General features: G+C 47.7%; 13 protein-coding genes. 11 read left to right on the top strand and 2 right to left on the bottom strand.

From position 1 onward, the window contains the following. The first annotated feature begins 500 nt into the window (after positions 1-500). The 9 genes from ACJJID_RS08450 (at position 501) to ACJJID_RS08410 (ending at position 8,753) form a co-directional block, all read left to right on the top strand. Positions 501-1,148: an OmpA family protein gene (locus ACJJID_RS08450; RefSeq protein ID WP_444922326.1), complete on the top strand. Its 648-nt coding sequence runs from the start codon at positions 501-503 to the stop codon at positions 1,146-1,148. Positions 1,149-1,507: 359 nt separating this feature from the next. Continuing rightward, positions 1,508-1,963 carry a hypothetical protein gene (locus ACJJID_RS08445; protein ID WP_444922325.1) on the top strand — a complete coding sequence of 152 codons (456 nt, stop codon included), beginning with the start codon at positions 1,508-1,510 and terminating at the stop codon, positions 1,961-1,963. 293 nt (positions 1,964-2,256) lie between these two features. After that, positions 2,257-2,805, top strand: coding sequence for a hypothetical protein (locus ACJJID_RS08440; RefSeq protein WP_444922324.1), 549 nt, complete (start codon positions 2,257-2,259; stop codon positions 2,803-2,805). A 69-nt stretch (positions 2,806-2,874) separates the two neighbouring features. Then, positions 2,875-3,243: an STAS/SEC14 domain-containing protein gene (locus ACJJID_RS08435; RefSeq protein WP_444922323.1), complete on the top strand. Its 369-nt coding sequence runs from the start codon at positions 2,875-2,877 to the stop codon at positions 3,241-3,243. Between the two features lie 35 nt (positions 3,244-3,278). Next, positions 3,279-4,082 carry a class I SAM-dependent methyltransferase gene (locus tag ACJJID_RS08430; protein WP_444922322.1) on the top strand — a complete coding sequence of 268 codons (804 nt, stop codon included), beginning with the start codon at positions 3,279-3,281 and terminating at the stop codon, positions 4,080-4,082. Positions 4,083-4,377: 295 nt separating this feature from the next. Continuing rightward, complete coding sequence (locus ACJJID_RS08425) at positions 4,378-4,770, top strand: hypothetical protein (protein ID WP_444922321.1); 393 nt, start codon at positions 4,378-4,380, stop codon at positions 4,768-4,770. A 74-nt stretch (positions 4,771-4,844) separates the two neighbouring features. Further along, positions 4,845-6,362: an amino acid permease gene (locus ACJJID_RS08420; protein WP_444922620.1), complete on the top strand. Its 1,518-nt coding sequence runs from the start codon at positions 4,845-4,847 to the stop codon at positions 6,360-6,362. A 14-nt stretch (positions 6,363-6,376) separates the two neighbouring features. Beyond that, complete coding sequence (locus ACJJID_RS08415) at positions 6,377-7,750, top strand: glutamate decarboxylase (RefSeq protein ID WP_444922320.1); 1,374 nt, start codon at positions 6,377-6,379, stop codon at positions 7,748-7,750. Between the two features lie 115 nt (positions 7,751-7,865). Next, complete coding sequence (locus tag ACJJID_RS08410) at positions 7,866-8,753, top strand: SMP-30/gluconolactonase/LRE family protein (RefSeq protein ID WP_444922319.1); 888 nt, start codon at positions 7,866-7,868, stop codon at positions 8,751-8,753. A gap of 179 nt (positions 8,754-8,932) precedes the next feature. On the opposite strand, the gene ACJJID_RS08405 is transcribed toward ACJJID_RS08410, so the two are convergent. Beyond that, a complete protein-coding gene (locus ACJJID_RS08405; protein WP_444922318.1) occupies positions 8,933-9,487 on the bottom strand; it encodes a BON domain-containing protein in 555 nt (184 codons plus the stop codon). A gap of 527 nt (positions 9,488-10,014) precedes the next feature. Then, positions 10,015-11,025, bottom strand: a complete 1,011-nt coding sequence (locus ACJJID_RS08400; protein WP_444922317.1) for an AraC family transcriptional regulator ligand-binding domain-containing protein — start codon at positions 11,023-11,025, stop codon at positions 10,015-10,017. Between the two features lie 117 nt (positions 11,026-11,142). Here ACJJID_RS08400 and ACJJID_RS08395 point away from each other — a divergent pair, with 117 nt between their 5' ends. After that, the gene (locus ACJJID_RS08395; RefSeq protein WP_444922316.1) at positions 11,143-12,486 is read left to right on the top strand and encodes a flavin-containing monooxygenase; all 1,344 of its coding nucleotides are present in this window, start codon (positions 11,143-11,145) and stop codon (positions 12,484-12,486) included. Positions 12,487-12,499: 13 nt separating this feature from the next. Beyond that, positions 12,500-13,468, top strand: coding sequence for an SDR family oxidoreductase (locus ACJJID_RS08390; protein WP_444922315.1), 969 nt, complete (start codon positions 12,500-12,502; stop codon positions 13,466-13,468).

Raw genomic sequence — 13,468 nt, 5'->3', positions numbered from 1 at the left:
CACACTTAAAAACGGGTAGCTTGGCGTCTGATTATTTATCAATACAGTTTGGGCATAAATTTTAGACTGGTTCTAACTTATTGTTTTTAAAGCAAAAACTAGAGAGTTTAAAAAATATGCAAATCGCTGCAGGCGAGACGGCATGCCGCCTGGCGCGTACCTCTGTTTATTAGTGCACAGAGTTATCCACAAAACCTGTGGAAGAAGTCTGGTTTGATCGCTTTTTATTCAACTGCTGTAGATCTCTGGAGCACAGGAAATATCACAGAAATATCGTAGAAAAGCATCGCAAGAAGATACTACAACTGAGAGCTTCGAAGCCTGCAATGGGGACTGGTCAATAGAACTGGAATTGGCTTCGTCGTATTCTCCATAGAATTTGGTTGGGTTGATTCAGCCGCCGGTCAGCTTTTAGCTGGATAATGCCGGCACTGTGCAGGAGCACTGAACTCAGTGCGTCTCGATACCCGTTTATTAAAAGTGCGTTAGGAGAACCAATAATGAAACATTGGGTAGCAATTCTCGCTATGGGCTCACTGGTAGGCTGTTCCACTCTGGACCCTTACACCGGCGAGAGTAAAACCAGTAATGCCGCCAAGGGGGCTGGAATGGGCGCAGTAGCTGGCGCCATTGTTGGCGTGGCAACTGCGAGTAAGAAAGACCGCAAGAAGGGGGCTCTTACCGGTGCCCTAGGTGGTGCTGCGATTGGTGGCGGTATTGGTTACTACATGGACCGCCAGGAAATGGCTTTGCGTCAGCGCCTGGAAGGTAGCGGTGTGCGAGTTCAGCGGGAAGGTGACAATATTCGCCTGATCATGCCGGGCAATATCACCTTCGGAACCAATCGCTCAGATATCCGTACCGATTTTTACGACACCCTGGAATCGGTTACTGTGGTTTTACAGGAATTCGACAAGACCGCTATCCGTGTGAGCGGCCATACCGACAGTACGGGTTCCGATGTGTACAACCAGTCCCTGAGTGAGCAGCGGGCCAATTCTGTGGCGAGCTTCTTTAGCCACAATGGTGTTTCTGTCGGCCGCGTGCAGGCCGTTGGTTATGGTGAGCGCTACCCGCTGGCCAGCAACGACTCTGAATCTGGTCGTCAGGCCAACCGTCGGGTTGAGCTGGAATTACTGCCACTGTAATTCTTTTGTGCAGCTGAACTGATAAACAGTTGCATGTCACTGCGTCTAGATGCTCCTTGGTCTCAATGGTGATCTTGTACGCAGTGACACAAGCCTTTCTTTCCTTTTTGCGCCTTGCGTCACCTCAGCAGAGATTCCCCATTCTCCTGTAATAACTCACGTCCCCTCTCCTCTGTCTCTGTGAATCACCGATCTTCACAGGCACCACATTATTGTTTGTCTGGTTGTTTTTTATACGGACGTAGGTTTTCTCGAGGAGTGGAATACCGATGAATCCCTTCAAGATAAAAAAACCGGCGATTTATTGGGTGGCTGTGCTATCCCTAGATCAACAAATAAAAGAAAAGTGGAGCAGAGTCGTGAGTCATCGCTTGTTCAAGTGGAGTTCCATATGGGGTTTTGCCCTGACGCTAGTGGCTATTCAGGCTTTCACCTGGCAGGGTGAAGCGATTGAATCTGGCACTAACCTGGAGGTCCGTTTTACCGAAGCGGCCGTAGTGGCACAGGTAGAAGTTATTGGTATCCACCGGGATGTGGACAGTGCACTCTCGGAGCCGGGTGTAACGGCGATCTCCGGTTATGTCTATTCCGCGGTGCCTGGCCAGGTTTGGAAAGGCATAGTGGCGGATCAAATTACTTTTCGTCTGGGCTTGGAATACTGCGATAAGAAACTTGAGAAAGGTGAGAGTTATCTGATTTTCGCCAGGCTCGACAGCTATGGCAGGCTGCAATTGCACAGCTGCGATTCAGCGGTTGTTGAATCCGAGGCTGAGGCATTGTTGGCGGAGCTAAAAGCATTTAGCTCCCAGGGCTGACACATGCAGTAAATGCCGCACTCACTAGAACATTTGGTTGTAAGCTGCCAGCCTGTTACAGCAATCCAGACTCTTCTGTTCAAGTTTGTAGCCTTGAAGAACTTTCATGGCGGGTTATTCTTATCATTATTGGCGCCACCTTCTTTGGCCGATAGCAGTTGATTATGCTTTGCTCGGCGTCAAAAGGCTGTAAGGCCAGCCAGTTTCGCGCAATAAGTAGATTCCCAGAGTACTGGGTGCTGGCCATGCAAGAGCGCAATTTTTGAAACTGCCCGGGGTCGAGAGGTCGACATATGAAAAAGTTATTGATTCCACTGATCATCCTGCTGTTGATCATCGGATACTTTATGTCTCGCAGTGGCGAGCATAAAGCCAAAGAAGCTTACGATTCGATGAATTCACCCAATAGTGAGCAGATGAATGACAATTCCAAGCCATCTGGCAGCGGAAGTGATTCAACCTCTCCAAATGGTACCGCCACGCCCCCGGACGGTATGGGGAATCCTGATGCCCAAATGCCCCAGGATTCTGAGCAAACCGACCCCGCACCTCCCGGTGGTGATGCCAGCGCCGGAGAGGGCCCTGACACTATGGGTGCAGGCCCCATGCCGGGATCATCAGGAGATAGCGGTGCCAGTGGCCCTACCCCCATTCCTGGTGCCGATGGGGAAGCGGCGGATACGCCCGATGCAGATTCCGACACTTCAACGGATAATGTGGTAGAAGATGCCGCTAAAGAGGCCCAGAGAGAAGTGGAAGGTGCAGATAATCTGGATGACAGTACACCGGATAGCGATAGTGAAATCGACCAGGGCATGAAGACTAACGAAGATGAGCCCTAAGTAATGGATTGCTAGATATAAAGGAGGCACTGCGGGCTACCGGTTCAGGTGGCCCGCAACTTTTGCAAAATGATCGAACATAAGTGGCTACAGGGACATACCGTTTTACAAATTCGGCCTAGAGGAAAATTTACTGCAGAGGATTTTCATCAGCTGGCAGAAAAAATAGATCCCATTATTCGGGAGCAGGGCAGGATAGAGGGGCTGCTGATCGACGCTCAAGATTTTGCGGGGTGGGAAAATTTTGTCGCGATGATCTCACACTTTCGATTTGTGCAGGATCACGAGAAACATATTCAAAGAATTGCCGTAGTCTCAGACAATCCGGTATTGAAATTTATGCCGCATCTGGTCTGCCATTTTATCAGTGCAGAAGTGCGGCCTTTCCCTCAGGATGAATACTCCGAAGCTCTGGCATGGCTGGAAAATCCAGGTTAGCATCGCGCACCATTTAACTGTTACATGGAGTGCCGGTGAGCCCAGCATTGGCCATTATTGCGGTGTCACAAGAAGATCTACCCGCAGCCCAGGATTTATCCAGTCGACTCAATCTTCTCTGCCTAGGGGTAGTCGCCCCATCGGAAGTCAATGATGTTCCCCAGGTCTTGTCCTGTGGCGAACAGCTACAGCTCTGCGCTACCGGACGCAAGGCACCAGGGCCGATCTCTGTTGATTTTGTTGGCGGGACTCTGGCACACCGACGTAAATACGGTGGTGGCAAAGCTCAGCCAGTCGCCAAAGCCGTAGGCTTACGCCCCGGCTTTCATCCCCGCATACTGGATGCCACCGCAGGACTTGGCCGCGATGCTTTTGTTCTGGCAGCCCTTGGCTGTGAGGTGCGGATGCTCGAACGCAATCCAGTGGTGCGCTTGCTATTGCAGGATGGCCTGCGGCGCTTGCGGGCGGCTTCCGTTACCGATCCGGAGTTGGCTGAGATTGCCAGGCATTTATCGCTTGCTGATGAGGATGTGCCCGCCGCGGAGTGGCTGGCTCAGCAGGATGAGGAATCCTGGCCGGTTGTCTACCTCGACCCCATGTTTCCTCCCAGGGGTAAGAGTGCCAAGGTAAAAAAGGAAATGGTGGCTTTCCATCATCTGGTCGGAGAGGATCAGGATGCGGATGATCTACTAGAGCCCGCTCTCAGGGCCTGCTACTACCGCACCGTGGTCAAGCGTCCCAAGCTGGCGCCGTATCTCGCAGAGAAGAAGCCAGCGCTTTCTTTTGAGGGGAAGTCGGGGCGCTTCGATATTTATACCAAACACGGTGTGCCAAGTTGATAGGCGATTTTTTTAATACTCTTCACGCCTACAAGGGTCTTTCAATACTCTAAGGTTTAAAACTCATTATCCAATTTATCTACACTGGCTGATAGTGATTAGATAAGTATCCTTTAGTGAGGAGTCCTCTAGAGGTCCCCACTATTTTGCCGCCCCAGTAATACAGGGATGTGTTACCGCAAGTCGAGACGGTGCATGCCTATATATGCTTACACATGCCTAGGAGAAGACCTGGATCATTGTTTTGTGGACTGGGATTTTCCCTCAAAAGCGTTAAGTACCAATGAGACTTGAAATGGATTTACGAGTTACCTCTTCAATTCTGCCTGTAGTCCCAATGTTAGTTGGGGGTGGCATGTATGTTCTCATAATCTCGAAACAGCTCATCGGTGGCTATAATTCGTGGCAAAATAGTTTAATTATCATTTGTTACGTATTTGGCCTTCTCGGCGTGATTGGCCTATTTCTCGCGAGTTTTGATCGCGCATATTCTGATCCTATTCAGGCAAGGCGTGTAATAAAACTTCTGAGCTTCGGTTTGATTTCAGCGGTTCTCGCTATTGTTTTAATGTTTACGCTAGGCATGAAAAATTGGCTGGTCCCTACCTTAATTATTTTTTGTATTTCTAGCCCATTTATGACCGCTGTCTACTTAATATTTAAGCTCCGTAAGCTTGTCAGCGCCTAAAAACAGTGGGCAAACTCTATCGTGCCAGGCCGCGTTTACCTGGTGGCATCCTTTAATAGAGCGGGGTATTGGCTGTGAGAGGTGAGATCGACAAATCGCAGCAGCCAGATATTTCCAATCGCAAAATATTCTCTGCAAGTGCTCTTGGTTTTCTTACCGCAGCAACTATCGTAACCAGCCTCCGCAATCTGCCCATGATGGCGCAGGAAGAAATGACGATGTTTTTCTACATTGGCATTTCCGCTCTGTTATTTTTAATTCCGGCGGGTTTGGTGGCCGCCGAATTGGGCAGTGCTTTTTCCGACCGCACCGGTGGAGTTTATACCTGGGTGGGGGAGGCCTTCACGCCCAAAGTGGGTTTTATCGCTATTTGGTTGCAATGGGCGGAGTGTGTTGTCTGGTATCCCACTGAGCTGGGATTTGCCGCGGCAGCCATTGCTTATGCCTTCGGTGATCAGAGTCTCGCTGGTAACACCTATTATATTGGCGGCTTTTGTATAGTTGCCTACCTAATTGCTACCGCGGTAGCCCTTTCGGGAACCAAATTTCTGGCAGAAGTTACCAAATATGGGTTCTTGCTGGGCACACTGATGCCTTGTGTAATTCTCATTGCCTTGGCAATAGGTTGGGTGATGTTGGGACATCCTTTGGGCTGGGAAACGGTCACAGACCCAGCTGTGGCTGTAAGGGGGGAAGGGCAGGCGCACCCGCGCTGGTTTCCACACATTACCGGCCTGGGAGCAGTTGCTTTTCTCGGGGGGATACTGCTCTCTTTTGCTGGCATCGAGGCCCAGGCCAGCCATGTATCCGAAATGCCCAATGCCCGTCGCGGTTACCCAATAGTGATCGGTATTGCCGCCCTAGTGTCATTTCTGGTCTTTACCCTCGGCGCGCTGGCTATTTCTGCGATTCTTCCCTATAAGCAAATCTCTATAGAGACGGGCCTTTTCATCGCGTTCAACCAGGGATTCTCACAGTTACTGGGTATTGGATGGCCAGTGCAAATTCTGGCAGGGTTAATCGCCTATGGGGCTTTAGGGGGAGCTTTAGCCTGGCTAGCTGGGCCCAGTAAGGGGCTACTGGCCACCGCGCAGGACGGTATGTTGCCACCCTGGTTTCAGAGGGAGAATGCCCGCGGCGTACAAAAAAATATCCTCTACACCCAATGCCTGATTGTTTTGTTGATTTCATCCATTTATGTCTTGGTGGATAACGTTTCCACAGCCTTTGTGTTGATCTCAGTAATGGCGATAAGTCTGTATATCATTATGTATTTACTGATGTTTGCTGCGGTTATTCGCTTGCGTTACACCCAGCCAGATCTGCCCAGAAGCTTTAAAATACCCGGTGGAATCACTGGCGTTTGGATTACCGCTGGCACTGGTATTGCCGCCGTTTCATTTGCGCTGCTGGTGTCCTTTTTCCCCCCTCAGCAGCTGACAATTGCCGATCCCAAAACTTATGTAGCCTTAGTCTTTAGCGGGATTGTGATTGCAGTGTCTATTCCGTTACTGATTTTCTACTTGCGCAAACCCTCTTGGCGCCAAGAGGGTGGACATAAGCAGCAGTCATTTTCCGATATTGACGAGTGACAAGGAGGTTGGTCGTGAAACAGAAGTCTCCATTCGATAGGTTCTTCGATGAATATAATGAGGACATCCCCGAGGATCACTTTCCCAGGGACAGCATCTCAGCTTATGCAGCGGAATCCATAGTGACCAGCGAAACCTGGTCTGATGCGAAACCGGCTATGAATCTCTCCTCTTTTGTTACTACCTTTACTGAGCCAGAAGCCTTCGATGTGGCCAAGAACCACTACTTGAAGAACTATATCGACCACGATATGTACCCACAGTTATTCGCCATGGAGGCGCGTATGGTGCGATGGCTGCATGAGTTGTGGAATGGGCCCAAAGGTGTGGAGCCTTATGGTGCAGCCACTATTGGTTCTTCTGAGGCCTGTATGCTGGCGGGCTTGGCCCACAAATGGAATTGGCGCAAACAGAGGGAGAAGGCTGGTAAGGATACATCCAGGCCAAACCTGGTTACCGGAGCCAATGTTCAAATCGTTTGGGAAAAGTTTATGCGCTACTTCGATGTGGAACCGCGTATAGCTCCCCTAAAGCCTGGGCACTATCGCTTTAATAGCGAACATCTGGATGAGTTGGTTGATGAAAATACCATCGCTGTGGTGGCGATTGCCGGGCAGACTTTTACCGGGGAGGATGACTCCTTTCGCGCAATTCATAACTGGCTCGACCGCCACCAGGCGAAAACCGGTCATGACATTCCCATGCATATTGATGGTGCTTCTGGGGGATTTGTAAATCCATTTTTATATCCCAACTATCACTGGGATTTTCGCCTGCCACGGGTAAAATCCATTAACGCATCGGGACACAAGTTTGGTTTGGTACCGCCGGGGTTGGGCTGGATAATTTTCCGTGAGCGGTCTGTCTTCGATGAAGATTTAATGTTCTATGTCAATTATCTGGGCGGCGAAATGCCCACGGCCACATTAAATTTCAGCAGAAATGCTTCTCCGGTGGCTTATCAATATTACAATTTTATTCGTCTGGGCTTTAAGGGGTATAGAGATATTATGTCTCACACCCTATCTAATGCTCAGACTTTACGCAGTAGGCTGGTGGATAGCGGTTACTTCGAAATTATGAACAAAACGCAACGTATTCCTGTAGTCGCAATGACCTTGAATGATAAAATTACTAATTTTAATGAATACGATATATCCGACAAGGTGCGTGAACGGGGCTGGGTGTTGTCGGCTTATTCAATGCCTCCCAATGCTCAATCGGTAAATTCCTTGCGTGTCGTGGTGCGCCCACATTTAAACCTGAATGCTATCAATGGCCTGGCTGATGACATTATTCATGCGTGTGAATGGTTGGATAAACATGGTGGAAATGCTACACCTCCGAAATTGCATGATCCCCATAAGGTGGCAACGAGTAAGTGTTAAGTGCTGGAGGACTATCGACGATGATTAATCGATTGCTCTTTTAATGCGAGTTAATTATTAGAGTAAAGCTCTTTAATTCGAGTTGCTACGTAGATTGAATTACACGGTGAATCCTATGGAAAGGCGCATACTTTTCAATGATTTGCAGGAACCGGAAGGGCCGGTCTGTTTACCTGACGGCCAAGTATATGTTGCCGAAATGTCGAATGCGCGCAATTGTGTGAGTCGTATTGATAAACATGGGCGATACCATCTAGTGGGGAAACCGGGTTGGCGTCCCAATGGTATAGCAATCGATGGTGATGGCAATCTGTGGATAGCCGGAGGTGGGGGTAAAAATCTGGTACGCATGAAACCCGATGGTACGGTACTTAATATTTATGAAGGGCCTAAAGATTATCCCTATCTTTGGCCAAATGATTTAGTGTTTGGGAAAAATGGCTTGCTCTATATGACTGATTCTGGCATTGATCCAGATAAGTTTGTCGAGGGGCAGGTAGTTCGTGCTGACTTCAGGCAATGTCAATATGACGGAAGGGTATTTGAAATTGATCCACGTAATGGCCGCGTCATAAGAATAATAGACGCTGGTTTGTCTTTCGCAAATGGCATCGCATTTGATGCCGGTGAACGGTTATATGTAAGCGAAACTGTGACAGGGAATATTTATCGGTATGATCTCGCTTCTCAAGCATCCTTGGAAGCGGAGCTTTTTGGCAATGTTATTTTGGGATCACCTGAGGGTTTAACTGGGCCGGATGGAATGGCTTTTGGTGATGATGGCCGGCTTTACTGTGCCGTATTTGGCCAGGGCGATGTGAGCGTTCTCGATTGTGATGGCAAGATAGTCGAGCGCATACCGACCTGTGGGATGCGCCCAACTAATATCGCATTTTGTGAGGATGATAAGGGTGGGGCGGTGGTGACGGTTTTGGATGCTGGCTGCCTGGAATGGCTAAATCTGGCTTGCCGTGGCAGATTGCTTTACCGTCCCCGGGTATAGGTCATAGGCCCCGCAACTGTAATATAAATGTCTGGTTCGGTGTATGTGAGAACTCCCTGGAAGATGATTCTTGAGTAGTGCAAATATATTCTTCAATTGGTCATGTTTTCAGCCATACCTGAAGGCTTGGCCTGAATTACTCCAAGCAATTTGGATGTGTAGTGATTTTTCAGAATTTACTATTTAACAACTGTCAAATTATTCACAACTTTCTTTACATCTTCAGTGTTTTCCGCAATCGCCTGAGCGAGATCTTTCTGGGCGCTGGATTTTACTGACCCCTTCAGGGTGATGGTTCCACCTTGGGCTGAGACGTCAATTTTGGTACCAGGGATCTCCTGATCAAGCAATAGCCGGGTTTTAACAACGGTTGCGATCTTTGCGTCTGTATACTCACTAGAGATAGTGTCACTAATACTCTTTTTGTTTGTAACGGTCAGTTCGTTTTTAACGCTCTTGACGCCTTTTATCCCTGAAACCAATTCCCCAGCTAGTCGCTTATCAATTTCGCTATCTACCTCACCCGATAGGGTCACAATACCGTTGTTAACTTTGGTGTCAATAGTAAAGCTGTTTAAATTTTTATTTAGCAAGAGTACAGTCTCTGCTTTTCCATCCAGCCACATGTCATTCATGGCCGAGTTTTTCTGATTGGAATTTTCTTCGGCTATTGCTGCAGATGATACGAGCATAGCTATTGCCATGGAACTTAGGGTTTTTTTGATAAGGCTCATAGTTCTTCCTTGGTTTTGGGTTGCTTAATTTGCTTGTATTTTGAATGTTTTCGGGATTCCTGATTCATGGATCTTTCTTGACTGGGTGATAAATAATCCAAGGTGATCAATGCACAAGTTAGGAAAAATGATCTTTCTTGAGGTGGTGGTTGCATGGGGATCGTATTAAATACTTACCTGTTTTTCGATTTGAACTCTAGTGTGATTAAATGTGTTCTCATGCGCCAAATAATCGATATCAAAAATTTAACCTGTGAGCCATATAGTGAGAGTTTGTAGTTTTGTCAAATGTCCGGCGTAACACTCATTGAGTCATGCTGGATTTTTTGCTATTAGAAAATTTTTTGACTTCAGATTTATTAATTCAACTATATACCGGTGTCCTTTTTAATTTTATTAAAGATTCCGGCTATCCAGGTAAATGATTGTGAGCAGACGGTACGCTGAATATTTGTATGATATTTGAAGTTGTTTTATGGGAAGGGGTTTGCTGAACTATATTAACTAATCTATCTTAGCTTAGGTATCTATAGCCGCTTTAGAGTCTCTTTCTGGCGCTTATTATATAGGCTAGGAGAGATGCCTTCCCAGCGTTTGAATGCTTTACCAAATGCACTCTCATCAGAATATCCTAAGGCTATAGCGATAGCGCTATTGGACATCTCTCCTTGCACTAACCATTGCCTTGCATAATAACTGCGCACTTCATCCTGGACTGTGCGAAAACTGGTGTGTTCCTCTTGCAATTTGCGGCCTAAATGCCTGGTGCTAAGGCAGAGGTGCTTGGCAACTTGCTCTCGAGTTAAGTAGGGAGTTTGTTGAAGTAACAGGGTGACTTTCCTGTGAAAGCTTTTTTTCTCGAGCGTTTGCAAAAGGGCATCAGCTTTCGGCTTTAAACAGCTTACAACGTCTTTATCTGCCGCTACCAGAGGAATTGCCAGGTCTTTAACGGGGAATAGGATTGCCGAAACTTGAGCATTGAACTGCACCGGTATTGCCAGGAGTTCCTGATACTGCTGTTGGAGGGCAAGGCTGGGAGCAGGGTATGAGAGAAGTAATTTGCAGCCCTGAAACTTCCCACCAGTTAAAGCTTGGGTTTGAGCGATACAGGCAGCCAGTATGGTTTCTACGCGGGTTTGTGCAAACTTGATAAAGTTTGGATAGTAGCAGAGGCTAACGGAAAATGTATCACTGTGCACCTCAAAGTGACCCCCTTCTCCCAGCAGCGGGTGATAGCTAATCAACTGATCTATGGTCGCTTGGAGATCTTTCTGGGTCATTAGCAAGTGGCCGACCAGCCCAATGTGGTTAGCTTGCATGGCGAGCCCTAGCTTTATTCCCAACAGCGGTTCGGGATAGCTATCGATGATCGCCTTCCAAAGTTGTTCTTGTAGATGAATTGGGACGCGTTCTTGCCGACTTATTTGAGACAGCACTTTGCTTGCTCTCATTGGAATGGGTAGGCCCAAGCTGGTCAAGGCTTCCAGCAAAGCCTTTGAGTAGCTGAGATTCACACTTCTGGAATCGGTCAAATCCATTACGGATGTCCTAAATTAACCAGCTTCTGCCCGATAATGACAATCTCCGTTTGATTTGTCACGGTATATTGCCCCTGTCTTAGCTTCGAATTGAATGGCTATGGTAAAGGAAGTGCCATGAAACCTTACGCGGTTATAGGTGCTGGCCCTATGGGCCTTTGTACAGTAAGAAATCTACTCAAGCTTGGAATCCCCTGTATCGGTTTTGAAGTACACAGCGATGTAGGAGGACTATGGGATATCAACAGCCCAACTAGCACTATGTATGAATCGGCACATCTCATCTCTTCTAAAAGGATGACCGAATTTGCCGACTTCCCGATGGATGAGAGTGTCGCTGATTACCCAAGTCATCGAGACATGGGTGATTATTTCCGGTCCTATGCAAGAGAATTTGGTCTTTACGGTCACTATGAGTTTGATACGGAAGTTGTGCAATGTGTGCGTAGCGGAGACGGCTGGCTAGTAACTACCCGCAGGAATTGGCAGGAAAAAACACGAGAGTTTAGCGGCTTATTAATTGCCAGCGGTACATTACATTATCCAAACCAACCGGAATTACCCGGCCAATACACCGGGGAGCTAATACATTCCTCTCAGTACCGGTCCCCGGAGATCTTTGCCGGAAAAAGAGTTCTTTTGATTGGTTGTGGCAATAGTGGAGCAGACATTGCCGTGGATGCGGTACATCGGGCGAGAAGAGTGGATATCAGTCTGCGTCGTGGATATCACTTCCTGCCTAAATATATTTTTGGTCGACCTATTGATCAGTTGGGTGGCAAACTCAAGCTACCTCTCACTTTAAAGCGACGCCTAACTAAGGCTCTGATTCGGCTCTCGCTAGGCAGCCCATCTCAATATGGGCTGCCTGAGCCCGAATACCGACTTTTTGAATCCCATCCCGTAGTCAACTCTTTATTGCTGCACCACATTGGCCACGGAGATATCAACCCAAGGCCGGCGATCATGTCGGTCGATGGGCATAAAGTGCATTTCTCAGACGGTGATTATGAAGAGTATGACCTGATCGTGCAGGCCACTGGATATAAGCTGCACTATCCATTCGTAGATAAAGCAGAGTTAAATTGGAACGGCCATGCGCCGAGTCTGTACCTGAATATATTCCACCCGAAATCAGACAACTTTTTTATGATGGGCATGATAGAAGCGGCTGGTTTGGGGTGGGAGGGGCGCAATATGCAAGCGGAACTCGTAGCGCTTTATATTCACCAGCTAATTGCTGGAGCGCCATCTGCTAATCGTTTCAGGAAGGTTATTCAGCAGAAATCGGCAAAACGTATAGACGGTGGTATGCGATATCTTGACCTCGAGCGCATGGCGTATTATGTACATAAAGACTCTTATGTAAAGGTTATCAAAAAGCATAAAGCCGACCTACTAAAAGACCTTTCACCTCAAGCCTTGACCTATCAGGCTGGCGGATTACAAGCAACTTCTTGATAGGATATTAAGAATGAAGCCTCGGATTTTGATTACAGGTGCGGCAGGCTATATCGGAAACCAACTTGGCGAGTATCTGAGCAAGATCTTACCAGTAACTGGAATTGATATTCACACGAAAACCGCAAGCTTTCCAATCCTTGTTAAGGATATCTGTGATAAGGATCTTGGGAAAATAATGCAGGCAGAATCTATTACTCATGTGATTCACTTAGCATCGGTAATGGCTGCAGGTCGGGATCATACTGCTGAGTATCGTGTCGATGTAGAGGGCACAAGAAATGTACTCGAGGCCTGTCTATACGCGGGAGTTAAACATATTACTGTGGCAAGCAGTGGCGCCGCCTATGGTTATTATCCTGATAACCCACCAAAACTTGAAGAGCACCATCCTCTGCGCGGTAATTCTGAATTTGGTTATTCCAATAACAAGCGCAAAATTGAGGAGCTGCTGGCTGAATATCGTGAGCGGCACCCATATCTTAAACAGCTGGTATTTCGAGTTTCCTCTATATTGGGCGAAAAAACGAATAACAAAATCAGCAAACTGTTTAAACGAAAAGTGCTTCTGGACCCCGGTGGCTATAACTCACCTTTTGTCTTTATCTGGGATCAGGATGTGATTCGCGCGTTATCCCTTGGCGTGAAGGCTGGTGCCTGCGGCATATTCAATCTGGCCGGTGATGGCAGTCTTACCCCAAAGGAAATAGCACAGATTCTGTCAAAGCCACTGATAAGGCCGCCAGTCTGGATGGTAAAAGGGGTACTTCGGCTAGGTTATAGCCTCCACCTAACGGATACCCATCCAGACCATGTAGCCTTTTTGCAATACAGGCCGGTTTTGGATAACCGCCTTTTGAAAGAGGAACTGGGATTTATTCCGGAGAAGACATCCAAGGAAGTCTTTTATTTGTTTGCAGAAAAAGCACTCGGAATAAGACCGCCCTCCAGCAAACTCTCACCGTCAGTGGGGGAGAGCTGA

The organism is Microbulbifer sp. CnH-101-G (genome assembly GCF_052466775.1).
Note: the sequence above shows the minus strand (reverse complement) of the source record. Positions and strands in the feature narration are given on the sequence as shown.

Excerpts from the sequence above, each read along its gene's own strand:
- ACJJID_RS08425 (WP_444922321.1), top strand. The coding sequence starts at position 4,378 with ATGGATTTACGAGTTACCTCTTCAATTCTGCCTGTAGTCCCAATGTTA.
- ACJJID_RS08405 (WP_444922318.1), bottom strand. The coding sequence starts at position 9,487 with ATGAGCCTTATCAAAAAAACCCTAAGTTCCATGGCAATAGCTATGCTC.
- ACJJID_RS08410 (WP_444922319.1), top strand. The coding sequence starts at position 7,866 with ATGGAAAGGCGCATACTTTTCAATGATTTGCAGGAACCGGAAGGGCCG.
- ACJJID_RS08400 (WP_444922317.1), bottom strand. The coding sequence starts at position 11,025 with ATGGATTTGACCGATTCCAGAAGTGTGAATCTCAGCTACTCAAAGGCT.
- ACJJID_RS08390 (WP_444922315.1), top strand. The coding sequence starts at position 12,500 with ATGAAGCCTCGGATTTTGATTACAGGTGCGGCAGGCTATATCGGAAAC.
- ACJJID_RS08435 (WP_444922323.1), top strand. The coding sequence starts at position 2,875 with ATGATCGAACATAAGTGGCTACAGGGACATACCGTTTTACAAATTCGG.
- ACJJID_RS08450 (WP_444922326.1), top strand. The coding sequence starts at position 501 with ATGAAACATTGGGTAGCAATTCTCGCTATGGGCTCACTGGTAGGCTGT.
- ACJJID_RS08440 (WP_444922324.1), top strand. The coding sequence starts at position 2,257 with ATGAAAAAGTTATTGATTCCACTGATCATCCTGCTGTTGATCATCGGA.
- ACJJID_RS08395 (WP_444922316.1), top strand. The coding sequence starts at position 11,143 with ATGAAACCTTACGCGGTTATAGGTGCTGGCCCTATGGGCCTTTGTACA.